Source organism: Bradyrhizobium quebecense, assembly GCF_013373795.3.
In the GTDB taxonomy this organism is placed as follows: domain Bacteria; phylum Pseudomonadota; class Alphaproteobacteria; order Rhizobiales; family Xanthobacteraceae; genus Bradyrhizobium; species Bradyrhizobium quebecense.
In genome coordinates this window covers 1,634,567-1,650,876 of sequence record NZ_CP088022.1, presented here as the reverse complement: position 1 = coordinate 1,650,876, position 16,310 = coordinate 1,634,567, and the positions used below count along the sequence as shown (strand labels likewise).

Below are 16,310 nucleotides of genomic sequence, written 5' to 3'. Positions count from 1 at the left end.
AGAACCCAGTCTTCAGCTCGTTATCTGCCCCCTCCTCCTCCTACCCCGACGGCCACCGATCCTCCGGTCCCTGCTCCCAATCCGGTCGTGTTGACATTCTGAATTGTCGTGACAGGCGGGGCCTGGCCCATCGCCGTAGTCGGAGCGCTTATGTCGGGAAGCTGGTCGACCGGCCGCGACGTAGTGCCGTAGCGCCTCACGGCTTCGCCCGTCCGCCGCGCGTCATACGCGATCCGGCGATCGCCGACATAGGCCGGCCATGGGTGGATCGTGTGGGTGACGGCGTTGACCTCTTTGGCATTGCCGGCGCTCATCGTGATGGTGTCGGAACGCTGGACGTAGCGGTCCATCTCGTCATGCCCGTAGACGCCGTAGCAGCCGCCGAGCAGCACGGGGGCGAGCAGAGCCAGATATCGGACAGTCATCTCTCGCCTCCTCTAGTTCAGGGTTTTCACGACCGGCTGGTCGACAACGACCGCCGGTGGTGGAGCGCGCACGACCGCATCGGGCGCGATGATGTGGCCATAGGGCCCCTTCACGTCGCCGCCGGAATTGACGTAGTCGTTGTAACGCTTGCGAACTTCCATTTGGCCGTTGAGGAAGAAATCGACATCGTTAGCCGGCAGGCGTGAATCGAGTGGCGATGCCAGTTGCTGGCCGGGCGCCGCCGGCGCGACGAGGCGCGGCGTCACGATGATGACCAGGTCGGTTTCCTGCTGCTGGTAGGACTTGCTGCTGAACAAGGCTCCAAGCACCGGCACCGAGCCGATCCAGGGCAGTTGCGAAATGTCCTGCTGGTTTTTTGTCTGCAACAGGCCGGCGATGGCAAAGCTCTGGCCGTCGCGCAACTCGACCGTGGTGCGCGCGTCGCGGCGGGTCAGCGACGGAACGCTGGTGCCCTGAATCGTGACCGTATTGGTGAAGTCGAGTTCGCTGACCGAGGGCTCGACGCGGAGATTGATCAAGCCGCGCGAGAGCACGGTCGGCACGAAGGCCAGCTCGACGCCGAACTTCTTGTACTCGATCGACACGGTCGGAAAGCCATTCGTCGATTGGGTCGGGACCGGCACCGGAAATTCGCCGCCGGCCAGGAAGCGCGCGGCATCACCGGAGAGCGTGGTCAGATTCGGCTCCGCGAGCCGACGCGCCAGCCCTTTTGTTTCCAGGGCAGTAATCAGGAGGTCCACCGAACTGCCGTTGCTGGTCCTCAAGATGCTGGTCAACAGGCTTCCGAACGGAGCCGGAGATACGCCGCCGGCAGCACCGACAAGCGTTCCTATCGTTCCGAGTACAGGAAGACTGCCTGTGGGAGCGGCACCGACTGGACCGCCCCCGGCACCAAAGGCGCCATTGTTGTTATTGATACCGCCAATGGGATTTCGGCCAGCGGCTACGACGCCGCCCGCCCCCGAAAGGCCGATATTGGTTCCATTGGCGTTGGCCGCCATAAGGTTCACGCCGAGGTCACGCCCCGCCTGCCGGTTGACCTCGAGGAAGCGCACCTCGAGCATCACCTGCTGCGGTGCCGCAACGCTCATCGCATTGACCACGATACCGCCCTCGGGAACGCTGCCCTTGGCAATCGTCATCGCGCGCTCCGCGACGACCGCATCGGCAGCCAAGCCGCTCAGCACCACCTGGCCTTGGGATGCCGACACCCGAATGCCTCGGGTACCGGTGCCCTCCTGGATGTTCTGCTGCAGATTGCCGATATCGAGGCTCACCTCGACATCGAGGATGCCGATCTGCTTCATCGAGCTGTCGAACAGGATGACGTTGGTGGTGCCGGTCTTCTTGCCCTGGACGTAGATCAGGTGGTCGCTCAGCGACTTCACGTCGGCGATATCGGGCGAACCCGCGACGATCGAGGAAAACGCAGTGTCGACCCTGAAGGTCCGCGACTTGTTGATGGTCACCCTGACGCGCTGGACGTCGCTCATCTCGCTGACGAAGACGCCGCTGGAAGACGGAGCCCGCCGCTCCGCGGCGGCTGCAGGATCGGTGGAATGAAACAGGGTGACCGCAACGCCAAGCGCCATCGCGCTGAAGGCGACCAGCCTACGTCCCGCACCATCCGAAACGCGACTTCCCATCATGCCATCCCCTTCGCCGCATTTCCGCAGCGATTCCCGTAAACCTACGGCCTCGGCGTCCCGATCACTCCAGTTCGTCCATCACGCCGTAGAGCTTACAGTCTGTCCGACTACAAATAGTTACTTGCGAATTCTTATTCCCCGGCGTGCCGAACCGAACCAAAAACGCAGCTCAGTCCGAGCTCATCCCCACCCGCCGGGCCGCAAATGGCGGCTTCCGATCATCCCCCGCCGCGCGCCTTGATTGCAAGGAAAGAGCCCCGCCGGGCTGCGCCGATGCCTGAGAAAACTCCCCGATGTTGCCAGCGCGCACCACTTCCATAGCCCGGTTGGGGTATGTCCGACCTGCCGGCGCAGCCCCGCCGGCCGCCGGGCTCCGGACAGGCCCAATCAGCCCGCAAACGATTCGGGTCTGCTCAGAAGGGAATCTGGGTCGATGCGCTCGGCGAGTTTAGGGACGTGCCCCATATCGGCATCAGCGGGGCGAAGCCTGTCAGGGACACGGTCACCGTCAGCGCAGAGGTCCCCGCAGTCGTGGTCACCGTCGGCGTGAGACCGGCGCCATACAGGAAGGGCGCAGTCGTCTGCTTCTGTGCGGTCGTCAAATAGTCTCCGGTACAGGTGGACGGTGAATTGGACGCCAGCACAGCGGGCGAATAGCAGGTGATCATGTTCGCTCGAGCGGCAGCATCGGCGAGGATGCGCAACGACTGCATCGTGATCGTGTAGCGCCCGAAATCAAAGATGGCGAAGATCAGGGTGAACAAGGGCAAGGCAACGAGACAAAACTCGAAAGCCGCCGCCCCGCGCTGGTCGAGCTTTCTCATCACTGCACCAAACGCACGGTTTGAACGTTGGGTTCTGCTGCCGATCCGGTCCCGCCAACGCATCCGGAGTTGTCCAGCGTCGTACTGCCGGTAAACGACACCGCGTAGGCTATGACCTGGTAGCAGCCGGAACTGGGCGCACCAGAGCTGTTGCCGCCATACGTGACGGGAGCATTTGGGATATAAACCGTGCCATCGAAATAGCTGGCGGAGGTGCCGCTGATGTTGACGCCTTTGTTCGAATAGGCCTCGTCATCATAGATAAGAAGTTTCCTCATCAGAGCCAGCACCGTTGCCGACAACGGCCCCGCGGGGGACGCCATCGCCGTCAATTTGATCGTCGGGTTGCCGGTGATGGTGAGCGATCCTCCTCCGAAAAAAATCAGCGTGGCCGTCCCTGTTATGGTTGGACTGCCGTTGATCTTGACGTTCCCCGTAAAATAGTACGTGCCACTCAACGTGCCGGATAAACTCACGCTGTTGCCCGCATTGTAACAGGAGCCCGTCTCATACGATGTGGGTGTCGAGCTGCACGCCCCTTTCGAAAAAGCCGACAGCTTCAACGCTCCAATCGCCGTCGCTACCGCGCTGAGTGGATCGGGGATCGGCTGCTGATAGGTTTGCACGCCCGTGCATTGGCTTCCACCGGTCTGGGAGCAGCCGCCGACCGTGTAGCTCGGTGCATTCACCGAGAGGCCTGCATTGCCAATGAATCCGATCGCGTTTGACGCAGGGCTGTTCGACGAAATACCGCAGGTCGGCGAGTTGACGGTAGCGGCACCCTGGAAGGTGACAGTGCTCGTGATTGCCAGAACGCATGGGGGCTTCGACAAACTATCAAGTTTGGCGACCGCCATCGCAGCGATATTGACCGTCGACATGCCGAGCAGCTGAGCCAAACGTGCCGGCTGCTGCTGGCTGACAGTGGCCTGAACGTAAGTTCCAGCGGTCCCGTTCCACGACGTCAGGGAAGCGATCTGGACGCTCTGCGTGATACCGCTTACCGGCACGCATTTGGAGCCGGGATAGCTGGTGTCGCCGGAATTGCAGAACGTATTCTGAGCTGCGGCCTGCTTGCCGCGGTAATCGTATGTTTGTGAATTGTTGCAGGTGACGCCAGGTTGCTGCGCGATGTCGCAGACCATCCGCAGGGCCCCCGAATAGGCCGCCGCATCAGCCGCGCCCTGGGCGCGCTGCTGGATGGCGTACCACGACCCGGCCTCGCCGCCGAGTGCCATCATTCCGATCAACGGGATCAACGCGAGAACGGTTGCAAACGCGGCCGAACCTCGACGGCAATGGAGCATGTCACGCATGGAACACCTCATTGAAACCGCTCCGAATAGGTCAGCGTGAACGAACAAGGATTGGTATTGGTGCTGGTGCAAATTGCCGACCTCAACACCATCGGCGCGAACGTGATCGTCGTTGAATACACGTAGTATTTAGGCTGGGACGGATCTGAGTTCGATGAAGAGCAGACGGCATTGCTGTCGCCGCAGATCAGCGTGATGCTGGGAATCGGATAACGGGGATCGGCCTTGGCGAGCGCCGCCGATGCCCAAGCCGACGCGTTCGTGACGTCGCCCGGTGGGGAATACTGGATCAATTGCCCGAACCCGCGCAGCGCCGCCGACGCCTGAATGTATTGAAAGCCGGCCACCGCCAGGTCGGCAAGCGGCAGCAGAATAGCCAGGAACAGGAAAAGGAAGACGAACAGCATCTCGAACGCGACGGCGCCGCGCTGATCCGCAATCAGAGAACGCTTGCCGCTCACACTGCTTTTCCAGTTCTGCATGGCGACTTACCAGACATAGGGAATCAGTCTCCAGCGCGAGGCCTCGTAGCTGGAATATTCAGGAAGAGTGCGCCGAAGCACGTCTTCTTCGTAATGAATTCGCCAGACCTGGATGCAGATATGCAGGAACAGCAAGGCGACGGTCATCCAGCTCAGATGCTGCAACACAACGCCGACGAACACGATTTCTTCCGACAGATAGAGCGGGTGCTTGATCCACCGGTACGGCCCGGTCTGCACCACCGAACGCGCCTGCGGCACCAGGCTGAACGACCGTCCGAGATGGCGGACAGTGACGAGGATCATGATCATGCCGGTCAGCACGAAAGCCGTGGACAACAGATTCGGCAATGTGCCTTCGGTCTTCTCGAAAAACGTGATCGTCCACGGCCAGTATGTGCCGACGAACGCGGCGATCCTTGGCAGCAGTCCTTCGGCCTGCGCCTTTGCAGGCCCCCGGATCAGGATCAGGAGCGCCAGCATCAGGTAAAACACCGCGACAAAGAAGTTCGACACGAGCGATGGCCACGGCTCCCCCGCCGGGGTGGCGAGCTTGAATGACACGGCAAGCGCCAACAGGAGGAACCACGCGCTGCCCAGCATTCGGGTGAGCCGATCGTAGGCCAGGTTCGTCGAAAGGCTCATTGCACTTGCACTCATGGCTTACTTACCCAGGTCGGCGAATGTACGAATCAGATGAAGGAACGGGCTTCCGCCCAGAATGACGAACATCGCCGGAAGCAAAAACAACACCATCGGAACGGTGAGCTTGGCGCCCAATTTGTGCGCGCGCTCCTCGAGCTTGGTGATGCGTTCCCGGCGCAAGTCGACTGCGATGCTGCGCAGGGCCTGGCTCAGCGGCGTGCCATATTGCAGGCTTTGACTGACCATGGTGCCAAAGCGACGGAGGCCCTCCGACGTGGCAGCGAGCTTCTCGAAGGCGTCGGCACGGTTCGGCAGGATCCGCAGATCATCGAGAAGATCGCGCAGCACGTGGCTGATGGCGGGATTGGACTCCCGCATCTCCTCCGCCACACGCTCAATCGCGCTCTCCAGGCCCATGCCGGCTTCGCTGCAAACGACAAGCAGATCGATGGTGTCGGGCGTGCCGAGCCGGATCGCCGCATCGAAGCGTCGCTTCACGACCAGCAAGATCAGACGCGGAACCATGATTCCAAACGCCACGCCAATCAGCGTGAAGATCATCACGTCGGTGAACGGTCGTCCAAGAATCTGCGCAATAGCGAAAGCTGCGATCGGCAATACAAATGTGCTGACCGTCTTGAAGCCGATCCAGATCGGCAGGGTTCGATAGCGATTGAACCCAGCCGACTGAAGAACCATCTTCAGTTGGTCGAGATTTTCCTCGGCGTAGAAACGCCTGTAGCGCGTGCCGACCGACGAAAGCCAACCGATCAGGTCCCTCGAGTTCGATCGATCGGAGATGCCCAGCACGGCATTCGAGACACGCGTGTTTAGCGCGCGGAGATGCATCTCGCGAATGATCAGCAGGAAGGTCGCAGCCGCGAGTGCAACGGCAAGAGTGGCAAAACCGAGAACAGCCGTCATAGGGTGGTTTCCCTTCTGACCATCCAACGGATCACGAAATGCCCGATCAGGACCGAGCAAGCCGCATAAGCGAGAAGCACGTTGCCTTGCGGATCGAACAACAGCAGATCGATCGACCGCGGATTGATCATGTAAAGCAGCCCGCCGATAACGAGCGGCGCGCCGGTGAGCGCACGCGATGAAAAGATCACCTCTCCCGCCAAGGCCTTCGCACGGGCCGCCAGCGCAACCCGCTGGCTCACGGTCTCGCCCAGCGTTTGCAGCGTTTCCGCCAGGCTGCCGCCCGTCTTCAATTGCACCGCGAGGGTCACCGCAAACATCGCATACTCGGGCACCTGCGTTCGCTGGTAGACGGCTTCCACAGCCTCCTCGGGCGACCGGCCCGTATTCAGTTCGCTGCAGACGATGGCAAACTGCCCGGATGTCGGTTGCGGCATCTCGCGGGCGATGGTGCGAAATGCCTCGTGGACGGGCAATCCGGACCGGACAGTACTCGTCACCAGCTGAACCGCGTCTGGAAGTTGCTGGAAGAGTTGATTTGCAAAGCGGTGTCGCTGCCATCCGAACAGCCCGCGCACGACCAGGATGGCGACGCCTACGGCGGCAATGCCCCCATAGAGGCCCGGAAACTTCAGGAACGCGTTGACATAGATGATTGCCGCCCCTGCCATTCCCCCTGCGAGCAGCACGTAAATCGGGCGCAGCATGTACACCGCGTCGGGACGGTAGTTGGCGAGGCGATGGAACACATGCCAACGCGACGTCTTCGCCGCACGACGGATGGACACCAGGGTCGCCGCTTCAGCCGTCGGCAAGGCAATCTCGAGCTGGCGATCCATTCGCCTCTGTCGTGAGTCGAGCCAAAGGGTGTTTGCCCCAGCACACAGCAGAAGCAGCAGGACGATCATCAAGGGCGTCGACATCAGATCTGCCTCATCGCATCTGCCCAGGCCCGATCGAGACCGTAATAGACGAGGCGGCTCTTGAATTTCGGGACCGCGTTGGTGGAGCGGTAGGTGCCCGATATCCGCCCGTGAACGTCCTCTTCCTTGTACTCGAACAGCGCGATGTCGTTGGTGGTGATCACTTCGCCCTCGAGGCCGATCACCTCGCTGATCTGTATGATGCGGCGCTGGCCGTCCCGCATGCGCTCGACCTGCACAATGAGATCCAGCGCGGCGACGATCTGCGATCGGATTGCGCGCGACGGCAGGTTGACCTGCCCCATCTGCACCATGTTCTCCACGCGGGTCAGAGCGTCGCGGGTGCTGTTGGCGTGCACGGTGGAGATCGATCCATCATGGCCGGTGTTCATCGCCTGCAGCATGTCGAATGCCTCGGCGCCGCGCACCTCGCCCACGACGATGCGGTCCGGCCGCATACGCAGCGCGTTCCACAGGAGATCGCGTTGCGTCACCTGTCCGCTGCCTTCGAGGCTCGGGGGCCGGGTCTCCAGGCTGATCACATGCGGCTGCTGAAGCTGCAGCTCCGCCGCGTCCTCGATCGTGACGATGCGCTCGCTGTTGTCGATGAACTGGCTCAAGGCATTCAGCAGCGTCGTCTTGCCGGAACCGGTGCCGCCGGAGACCAAGACATTGAGCCGGCAGCGGGAGGCGATCTCCAGCAACTGTCCAAGCGCGGGCGTCATCGAGCCGTTTTCGATCATCCCGGCGATGTTCAGACGCCGGTTCGGAAATTTTCGGATCGAGATGCAGGGGCTATGGATCGCCAGCGGCGGCAGGATGATGTTGACGCGGCTGCCGTCAGGCAGACGGCAGTCCACCATTGGGCTGGACTCGTCGACACGTCGGCCGACCTGCGAGGCAATCTTCTGTGCGACGGAAGCGATGTGGTCATTGTCGCGAAACCGGACCGCGACCCGCTCGAGCTTGCCGGCCCGCTCGACATAGACGTTGTTCGGCCCATTGATCATGATGTCGTTGATCGTCTGGTCGAGCAGCAGCGGACGCAGCGGCCCGTAGCCGGTCATGTCGTCGGCGATTTCCTCCGCCAGGAAGAGCTGCTCGCGGCCCGACAGCTCCAGCCGCTCCTGGTTGGCGATGCCGTGGATGATTTCCTCGATCTGCCGCCGCAGGACGTCGCGGGAGACCGTCGTGGCCACCGACGGCTCGATCTGCTCGATCACCCGTTCACGGAGTGACGCCGACATCACCGGATGATGCGTGGAGGGCTCGTCATACCTGGGCGCCGATACGAACAGGCTGGACGCCGATGGCGCCACGCTTGATTCCTCCGGCGGGAAGGCCGGCGGGACCGGTTGCGCGCTTGGTACCGCCGACGGCGTGACCAGCACCGCTCCGTGCATCCGCACCGGCATTTCGTCTGCGCGCCTGCCGAACTTTTTCATAGCCCGAGCCACCTCTTCCACGCGGCCTTTTTCTTGGCACCGACGCCGGTGATTTCCCGTACGATCGGGGCAAGGTGACGCCGAAGCCCGGATACGTGCTTCAGCGCCGGAATGCCGAGGTTGACCGCCTGGGTCATTCCCTTGCCGAGATCGGGGATGATCATGTCCGGCTCTGCGCCAAGGGCCTTGACGATCGTCGCCCTGGGCAGGCCGCCGGCGCGGTCGGCGCGATTGAGCAAGGTAAAGACCCGATCCTTGCCGGCGATGTTGGTGACGGCGTTGCGAAGTGCGTGGGCATTGCGCAGACCCGTCACTTCGGCCTCCAGCAGCACCAGCACATGACGGGACATCTGGATGACCGGATAGATCGATGCCGGGAACGGCACCGGCACGTCGACAACGACGTAGTTGAACCGCTGACGGAGCAGGCCCAGCACGTGCCGCACGCCCGCTTCCGTAATGTCGAGCTTGGCATCAAGCTCCTCATCGCCGGAAATCAGGACAACCCGATCGTTCACCTCGATCGCTGCCCGCTCGAGGAACAGCGTGTCGGCTCGCATCGGGTTTTCAAGCGCGATGCGGAGGCCGGGTCCGGGGCGAACACCGAGCATCACCGCGGTCTCGCCGCCCTGCAGATGCAGGTCGAGCAGCGCCACCTTCGCCTTGGTGGTTTCGGCCAGTTGCATTGCGAGGTTGATTGCGATGCTGGTCGCTCCGGCGCCGCCCTGCGCGCCGCAGATCGACACCACGTGCCCGCCACGGTCATTGTGTGCCGGCGCGACGTCGCCAAGCAGCTTCGGCCGGAGCTGGTCCAGCACAATATCCCTTGTGATCGGCGTCGGAAGATACTCGGTAAGGCCGATCTCCATCAGTTCGCGGTAGAAGGTGATTTCCCGGTTGTCGCCGATCAGACACACCTTGACATCGGGCGGGCAGACGCTGGCCAGACGCTCCAGTTCAGTGAACGGATCATCCATCCCGCTGATATCGGTCACCAGCGCGTACAGATCGGTGTCGGTCTCGAGCATGCGTGTCGCATGACGAATGGTGCCACGCCGGATCACCAGGTTGCAGCCGTCGAGACCCTTGCGAAGGGCCGCAGCGCTGAGCTCGTCGTTGACGAAGCAGACGATCCGGTTACGCGCAACAAGGGACGTCGTTTCTTCGGGTGTTTCCATCACAGCCATGTTCGCACTCATCAACGTTTCTCCGACCCCTTGCTCGCCTCACCCACCACTGCTGTCGTCTGACGGTCGGCCGCCTGCGAGCCGTCGCAGTTCGCCAGGGCGTCGTCGTCGAGATCCTGCTTCCTGACCGAGTACTGCTTGACCTCGCTGCCGGTATAGATCGCGACCGTCGTGCTCTGGCCGGCAACTGCACTTTGGCGCGCCAGCTCCGGAGACACATCGCAGCTGGATGTCGCACCTGTGTCAGCCTTGTCCCATTGCTCGGCCGCAGCGCGGACGACGAACGAGAGCGTTCCAAGCTGCTTTGCAACGGCGACCCTCTTGACCTGTTCCGGCTTGAGCTCCAGCGAGACGGTTTGCGCCGTCTTCCCTGCGACGGCATTGCTGACGGAGCGACCGCCTTGGGCAATCTCCTGGTCGATCGCGATGACGCGCACGTTGGACAGAACGGTTTCGCTGACGGCCCGCCGCACTGGAGCCCCCTTCTCGAACACCTGGGTCAACACCACGTCGACATTGTCGCCCGGCCTGATCAGACCTGAGACGCCAGTCTCCTCATCAACCTTGATGCTGATGGCGCGGCTGTCCGGCGCCAGGACGCTGGCAAGGAAACCGCGATCCTTCGGACGCAGGATGTCTTCCAGGGTAATGGCGCTGCCGGCGTCGACGTACTTGCGAACCAGCGAACCGGGCAGCCCGGCTTTGGTGTCAGGCGTTTCGAGGATCGCGCCCGCGGGGACACGATTCGGGGCCGCCTGGCGTACGGCGAAATCCTCGTCCCGCGCCAATGTCCCCTTCGACAGCGGACGTGTCGTAACGAAGTAGCCGACGGTCGCAGCTGCGGGCTGCGGCTTTTCCGCGACCACCTCGGCAACAACCGGATCGTTCGGCCGGTTCAGGCTATAGGCGATGAGCCCGAGCGCCGTAGCCGCAAGCAGCAGCACCATGATGATCGAGACGCGGAGAGCGGACGACATGTCAAAATCCTTTGCTCAAAATAGCCCAGATACCGCCGCATGCGATGGCGACCCCGTAGGGCAGCGGTGCATGTCGCAAATGACGCCAGCGCTCGACCACGTAGACCCGGCGCACCAGCGACGATCCGGCGGGCGCCAGCTTCGGTTGTGGCAAACGACGCATCATCAGATGCACCGCGGCCAGAACGCCGCCGGCCAGTGCAGTTGCCGTCAACAGTTCAATCACGCCGGTCAGCGGCAGACCGATCGCCAGGGCAACCAGCAACTTGACGTCGCCCCCGCCGATCGCTCCCCGCAGATAGATCACGAAAAGCGCCAGGAACAGGATTGCGGCAACGATCAGCGACTGGCCGATCTGCATCGGACTGGCCAATTGGCCGACGATCCCAAGGAGCGCCAGCGCCAGACAAATTTCGTTTCGGATCAACCGTGTCGCGATATCGATCGTTGCGACATACAACAACAATGCGATTTCCAGACACGAGGTCGTGGACGCAATCCAATTCATGAAATAAACGCCTCAGAAAAGGCGGGGGGCACAAAATAATGCCCCCCTCCGGAGCCCGTACTCTGGGCTTAAGCGCTAACCGCGTTGGAAACCGCGGTGCCGATCGAAGTGATCGAGGCGAGCAGAACACTGCCGATGCCACTGGCGGTACCCGTACCGAACGCGGCCGAAACGGCGGCGACGATACAGGCGGCGACGATCACGTACTCGAACGACACAACGCCGTCCTTGTCCGTGCGCAGGTGCCTCAACCCTTCGGTGATCTTGATGTACGACTGCAACATAGGAGAAAGCCTCCTTAAGGCTTGCACACATCGCAATCCGGTTGACCGCTGTTGGCAGACGGGATCTGCCAACAGCATTCAAACATCCGGAGTTAAGCGGAGACTGCGGTGGCGACCTTGCCGGCGATCGTGGTGATCGAGGCGCTCAGAACCGAGCCGATGCCGCTGGCGGTACCCGTACCGAACGCGGCCGAAACGGCGGCGACGATGCAAGCGGCGACGATCACGTATTCAAACGACACAACGCCGTCGTTGTCCGAGCGGAGACGCTTGAAGGCTTCGGTGGTCTGGATGTAAAGCTTCAGCATAGGAAAATATCCCTTTTACGAGTAAATTTACGCAATATGTTGGCGGGGGCAAATCCGATGCCAACTAGGATTTTCTTATAATGCGTCGCGATAAATCTGTCGATTGGTAATCGTTTATTAACCCTACCGGCGTAGTCGCTGACGCCTCTCCGCGGGCGCGACGCTTCGATGGCAATGCACGAAACACCTTAAATTATAGGGTTTTCTGCATTTCTCGACATTTCGTTCTAGCCGCTCCGTGCGAATACGGTGACGGCATCCAAAGGGCGCACCGGACAAGTTGTCGCGCGAACGACTCCTTGGAGTGACGGCGTCACAATCCGGTTCCACAAGCACCCGCCGACTGTCGTTCGCAGGTTTGCGCCCTCGTCTCAGTAACAGGTCCCCGAATCCCCTCCGAGCCGGCCACAGCTCTCCGGGTTGGATTGTCGCCACTGCGTGACCGCCAGCGGCGGCTTGCCCGCGTCGGCCGGTGCGGCCGGTAGCCTGTTGCGCTCTTCGTCGAGCAGCTGCGCATGGAGCGTTTGGATCTGGAGGTTTCGCTCTGGCAAGGACATTGTTCTTGCTTGAACCTGCTCCGCGTCCACGCGCATAAGCGGTGATCTGCTTTGGCGGCACGGGAGTTAAATTGACCCGCAAAAGTACGGGGTTTGACAAGAACTATTCTTCAGCTGCCTGAGAACGGCCCTGTGGCGGAAGAGTTTCGGCCGACCGCCGTGGCGCGCGCAGCCTGGTAGGTCGGATGCGGGCCACGCCATCCGCGGTCGGACCACAACCGAAGTCTCCGGCCCCTCGCGCTCTGCAGCGAGTTTCGCCTCCAGAACAGGCACCTAAATGACCTATCTTCTTGAGGCCTTTGATGGGGTGGAGTAGGGTCTGCGTATTCGAGAAGTCGTTCTTAAAAATTGGATAGCCGCTTCGAATAGGCGTCTTTTTCATGCGCCGCGTGATCGACACCGCTCCAAAGGATGGGACATTCGTCATTCTCGAGGATGACGTAAGCGGAAGCTTTGAATCTGCTCAGTGGTCAGCTGAGGGGCGCGGGTGGATTAAGGAAAATGGCGAGCCAAGCGAGATCACGGCGACGCATTGGCTAACAATGCACCTTCCCGAAGAAGGTGATGAATTTTTTCTGCAGGATGAATTCATCCCGCCAAAGGAAACTGGATCAATCGCCCCCCCAGCGTCGCCAGGGCCCCGCTCCTTTTGTTTCCCCTCGGGCCTCGCCGAACGCGCGAGGGTGGCGGAATTAACTCGTCTGGTTACGAACGCGGACCCTGTCACCGGCGTCCGGGTTGAAGCGCAGGCCGCGCGGAGCAAACAGGAGCGCGGACCGGCCGCGCGGCGGTGGTTTGCCTTCTCCTCGATCGCCGCAGTGATGGTCGGGGCATCGCTCGTCGGCTGGTATTTCCACCCCGAGCTCGTCGCCTACGTGACGCGATACATTGTGGAGCAGGATAACGTGAGGCCTGGCACAGCTGGCGTGGAGGCGGTCAAGCAAGAGACCCAGGCCGCAAGAGAGGACCTGCAAAAAGCTGATTCATCGGCGCGGGATCCAGCTCTTCATCAGCAAGCCGACCGGGCGATCTCACAGGCACCGCGGGATACTGCGCCGGGCAAGCAAGGTGCGGAGGCAATGCGGCCGGAAGAACAACAGCCTTCTGAAAAGGAGCGGCGCCGCGCAGAGGCCCTAGCAAATGAACTGGCGAAGGCGCAGCAGATCATTGAGATGCGGGTAGCGCAGGCGAACAAGGCGCGCGATCAGGCGACGCAGCTCAGTCAGGCGGCGGACAGTGGGATGGCGTCGCTGCGACAGTCTCTGCAGAAGGAACACGACAGGGCCGAGGCGCTGGCGGGCGAGCTTGCGAAGGTGCGGCGGGATCTCGAGACCCAACTGGCACTCTCAAGCAAGGCCAGTGACGAGGCGGTGCAGGCGAAGAGGGCCGCCGAGAGCGTCACGGCGGAGCTGCGACAGTCTCTGCACAAGGAACACGACAGGGCCGAGGCGCTGAGGGGCGAGCTTGCGAGGGCCCGGCGGGATCTCGACACCCAGCTTACGCCGTCAAGCAAGGCCGGTGACGAGGCAGCGCAGGCGAACAAGGTCGCCAAGAGCGCGACGGCCGTGCTGTGGCCGTCTCCGAAGAAGGAGCGCGACCGGGCCGAGGCCGGCCGCGAGCCCACGCTAACTCAGGCCGCGGAGGCGGTTGCGACAGAGCAGCCAGCGGTCGCTGAGGCGCAAGGCGGTCCGGACGCGGCCAGGTTGCTGGCGCGCGCCAGCGCCCTGCTCGGCCAAGGGGATATCGGTGCCGCGCGGATCGTGCTCGAACACGCCGTCGAGACGGGCAGCGCACAGGCGAGCTTCATGCTCGCGGAGACATATGATCCCCTCGTTCTTTCCAGATGGAAGACCTACGGAACACGCGGCGACGTGACGAAGGCGCGCGAGCTATACGCAAAGGCGCTTGCCGGTGGCATCCAGCAGGCCAAGGATCGATCTGTCGCGTTGCATTAGTCTAGTATGACAACGACGATGGCGATCCAGGCCCGACTGCTCGGTTCTAAGAAGAGAGGCCCTTGGCGGACTTCGCGCCGTCTCAAAAGCAATTCGCGGAATCCCCCCCGAGCCGTCCACAACTCTCCGAGTTGGATTGGCGCCACTGCGAAACCGGCGGCGGCGGCCTGCTCGCGTCCGCCTGCGCGGCCGGTAGCCTGCTGCGCTCTTCGTCGAGGAGCTGCGAATGCAGCTTCTGGATCTGGACGTTTCGCTCGAGCAGGGACATGGCGCGCGCTTGAACCTGCTCCGCCAACGCCTTGCGCAGGGCATTCTCCCGATCGAGCAGCTCAGGAAACGGCAACAGCGGCCGGACGAGGTCCGTCGCCTTGATCACGCACGACGCCCGCGCCACCGCTTGCGCGATCTGATCCGGAAAGGCGCTCCGGCATCCCGCGAGCGCGCCGCTCAGGTTGACCGTTTCCGCCGCCGGTGCGGTTTCCGCTACCGGTGCCGTTTCCGGTGCCGGTGCCGGTACCGGTGCCGTGGTCGTCTCCGTCGCCGGCTCTGTTGCGGTCTCCGTTGCCGGTCCCGCCTCCTTTTCGATGGCCCGGCGAGCGGCCCCGCAACAGGGCAGCAGGATACAGAGGGAGAGAACGACCAGGCATCTCGCGCGCCTTGGCCAGTCCTCCCTGGCTCGCTGCTTGATCCGGCGCCCGATTGTTGTGTCGCTCACGGCAAGCCCCCATCGCGAGCCCCACCTGCCCCCTGCCGATACGAACATCACATCGAGCAGCGGGTCGATCGCGACGGTTCGTTATCGATGAGGGCGAGAGACTCGTTGAGACGGCGCAGAAGACGCACCCCGCGCATCCACGCCCGCCAGCACTAACAAACCGTCTGCGCAATGCGGGGACGCGACGCCGTCCTCGCCCCTCCGACGAAACTGGTATGGCGAAAATCTGTATCAGCAAAAAAGTGGTATCTCGAAATATCGCGTCGGCACGAGGTGGCGCCGGTACACTCGATTGATTTTAGATGTAGTTTTGTTGGTGACGCAATAGTCGCCTCTCACGCAGCGGCGCGGCAGCTCGTCGGCACCGCAGGCCGCGCTGCACCATTGCCTTATCAATAGGCGCACGATCATCATGGCACCGGCCGGTGTCGAAAATTCCGCTTCATCACCGCCGAGTCCTTGCTCTAGGATCAGGCATTTCAATCAGAGCGCCCAGCATGCGCTCGCGATATTTCCAGAACCAAAACGTAGAGCGACTGATCCGGCGTCATGGGGCTTGAGATGACCGATCGCATTGCACTTTTCATCGATGGTGCGAATCTGCACACCACGGTCAAGAACCTCGGCTTCGAAGTCGACTTCCGGCGACTGCTCTCGGAGTTCGGCAAGCATGGGCAGATCGTCCGCGCCTATTTCTACACGGTCGTGAGGGACGACGACGAGTTCAGCAGCCTTCGGCCGCTGGTGGATTGGCTCGATTACAACGGATATGCAGTCAGGCGAAAGGCCGCCAAGCAGCACGACGACGGCGATGGACGGCGGCGAATGAAGCGCAGCATTGGCATCGAGCTCGCGGTCGATGCAATGGAAATCGCGCATCGCATCGACCAGGCGTTCCTGTTCTCTGGCGATGGCGACTTGCGAGCTGTTGTCGAAGCTGTCAGGCGGATGGGCGTGCGTGTCACTGTCGTTTCGAGCATTCGAACGAAGCCCCCGATGATCGCCGATGAGCTTCGCAGACACGCCGATGCCTTCGTTGAACTCGAGAACCTCAGGCCGTCGATCGAGCGGCCGGCGCATCCGATAGCGCCGGAGTGACGTTGCGGGCGCCTTCCGAGATCGCCGGCGGAGATCGGCTGGGGACGCGCGCGCGGCTCGGCCAAC

17 protein-coding genes are annotated in these 16,310 nt (G+C 62.2%); 2 read left to right on the top strand and 15 right to left on the bottom strand.

Translation table 11 applies throughout. From position 1 onward, the window contains the following. Positions 1 to 20: 20 nt before the first annotated feature. The 14 genes from HU230_RS07560 to HU230_RS07495 all read right to left on the bottom strand — a co-directional run bounded on the left by HU230_RS07560 (position 21) and on the right by HU230_RS07495 (position 11,919). Positions 21 to 425 carry a hypothetical protein gene (locus HU230_RS07560; protein ID WP_176532224.1) on the bottom strand — a complete coding sequence of 135 codons (405 nt, stop codon included), beginning with the start codon at positions 423 to 425 and terminating at the stop codon, positions 21 to 23. Between the two features lie 12 nt (positions 426 to 437). After that, positions 438 to 2,096 (bottom strand): type II and III secretion system protein family protein, encoded by a 1,659-nt coding sequence (locus tag HU230_RS07555; protein ID WP_176532225.1) that lies wholly within the window; start codon positions 2,094 to 2,096, stop codon positions 438 to 440. 413 nt (positions 2,097 to 2,509) lie between these two features. Further along, the gene (locus tag HU230_RS07550) at positions 2,510 to 2,920 is read right to left on the bottom strand and encodes a TadE/TadG family type IV pilus assembly protein (RefSeq protein ID WP_224943078.1); all 411 of its coding nucleotides are present in this window, start codon (positions 2,918 to 2,920) and stop codon (positions 2,510 to 2,512) included. Next, positions 2,920 to 4,236, bottom strand: coding sequence for a pilus assembly protein TadG-related protein (locus HU230_RS07545; RefSeq protein ID WP_176532227.1), 1,317 nt, complete (start codon positions 4,234 to 4,236; stop codon positions 2,920 to 2,922). The genes HU230_RS07550 and HU230_RS07545 overlap by 1 nt, the downstream gene beginning before the upstream one ends. Before the next feature lie 8 nt (positions 4,237 to 4,244). After that, entirely contained in the window at positions 4,245 to 4,718 is a 474-nt protein-coding gene (locus HU230_RS07540; RefSeq protein WP_176532228.1) for a hypothetical protein, read from the bottom strand. 6 nt (positions 4,719 to 4,724) lie between these two features. Then, the gene (locus HU230_RS07535) at positions 4,725 to 5,363 is read right to left on the bottom strand and encodes a methyltransferase family protein (protein WP_224924353.1); all 639 of its coding nucleotides are present in this window, start codon (positions 5,361 to 5,363) and stop codon (positions 4,725 to 4,727) included. Between the two features lie 18 nt (positions 5,364 to 5,381). Continuing rightward, entirely contained in the window at positions 5,382 to 6,314 is a 933-nt protein-coding gene (locus tag HU230_RS07530; RefSeq protein ID WP_234633855.1) for a type II secretion system F family protein, read from the bottom strand. After that, entirely contained in the window at positions 6,284 to 7,210 is a 927-nt protein-coding gene (locus tag HU230_RS07525; RefSeq protein ID WP_176532231.1) for a type II secretion system F family protein, read from the bottom strand. The genes HU230_RS07530 and HU230_RS07525 overlap by 31 nt, the downstream gene beginning before the upstream one ends. Continuing rightward, positions 7,210 to 8,655 carry a TadA family conjugal transfer-associated ATPase gene (locus HU230_RS07520; RefSeq protein WP_176532232.1) on the bottom strand — a complete coding sequence of 482 codons (1,446 nt, stop codon included), beginning with the start codon at positions 8,653 to 8,655 and terminating at the stop codon, positions 7,210 to 7,212. Before HU230_RS07520 ends, HU230_RS07525 begins: the two co-directional genes overlap by 1 nt. After that, positions 8,652 to 9,854: a CpaE/TadZ family protein gene (locus HU230_RS07515; RefSeq protein ID WP_176532233.1), complete on the bottom strand. Its 1,203-nt coding sequence runs from the start codon at positions 9,852 to 9,854 to the stop codon at positions 8,652 to 8,654. Before HU230_RS07515 ends, HU230_RS07520 begins: the two co-directional genes overlap by 4 nt. Next, positions 9,854 to 10,789, bottom strand: coding sequence for a Flp pilus assembly protein CpaB (cpaB, locus tag HU230_RS07510; protein WP_224924352.1), 936 nt, complete (start codon positions 10,787 to 10,789; stop codon positions 9,854 to 9,856). Before cpaB ends, HU230_RS07515 begins: the two co-directional genes overlap by 1 nt. A gap of 31 nt (positions 10,790 to 10,820) precedes the next feature. After that, positions 10,821 to 11,327, bottom strand: a complete 507-nt coding sequence (locus HU230_RS07505; RefSeq protein ID WP_176532235.1) for an A24 family peptidase — start codon at positions 11,325 to 11,327, stop codon at positions 10,821 to 10,823. Positions 11,328 to 11,395: 68 nt separating this feature from the next. Then, complete coding sequence (locus HU230_RS07500; protein WP_176532236.1) at positions 11,396 to 11,611, bottom strand: hypothetical protein; 216 nt, start codon at positions 11,609 to 11,611, stop codon at positions 11,396 to 11,398. 92 nt (positions 11,612 to 11,703) lie between these two features. After that, positions 11,704 to 11,919: a Flp family type IVb pilin gene (locus HU230_RS07495; protein WP_176532237.1), complete on the bottom strand. Its 216-nt coding sequence runs from the start codon at positions 11,917 to 11,919 to the stop codon at positions 11,704 to 11,706. 937 nt (positions 11,920 to 12,856) lie between these two features. Between HU230_RS07495 and HU230_RS07490 the strand changes: the two genes are divergently transcribed. Further along, a complete protein-coding gene (locus HU230_RS07490) occupies positions 12,857 to 14,431 on the top strand; it encodes a coiled-coil domain-containing protein (RefSeq protein ID WP_176532238.1) in 1,575 nt (524 codons plus the stop codon). Positions 14,432 to 14,513: 82 nt separating this feature from the next. Here the strand turns inward: HU230_RS07490 and HU230_RS07485 are convergent, their stop codons facing one another. Continuing rightward, a complete protein-coding gene (locus tag HU230_RS07485) occupies positions 14,514 to 15,146 on the bottom strand; it encodes a hypothetical protein (RefSeq protein WP_176532239.1) in 633 nt (210 codons plus the stop codon). Positions 15,147 to 15,695: 549 nt separating this feature from the next. Between HU230_RS07485 and HU230_RS07480 the strand changes: the two genes are divergently transcribed. Next, positions 15,696 to 16,244 carry a LabA-like NYN domain-containing protein gene (locus HU230_RS07480; protein WP_420840848.1) on the top strand — a complete coding sequence of 183 codons (549 nt, stop codon included), beginning with the start codon at positions 15,696 to 15,698 and terminating at the stop codon, positions 16,242 to 16,244. Positions 16,245 to 16,310 lie beyond the last annotated feature (66 nt).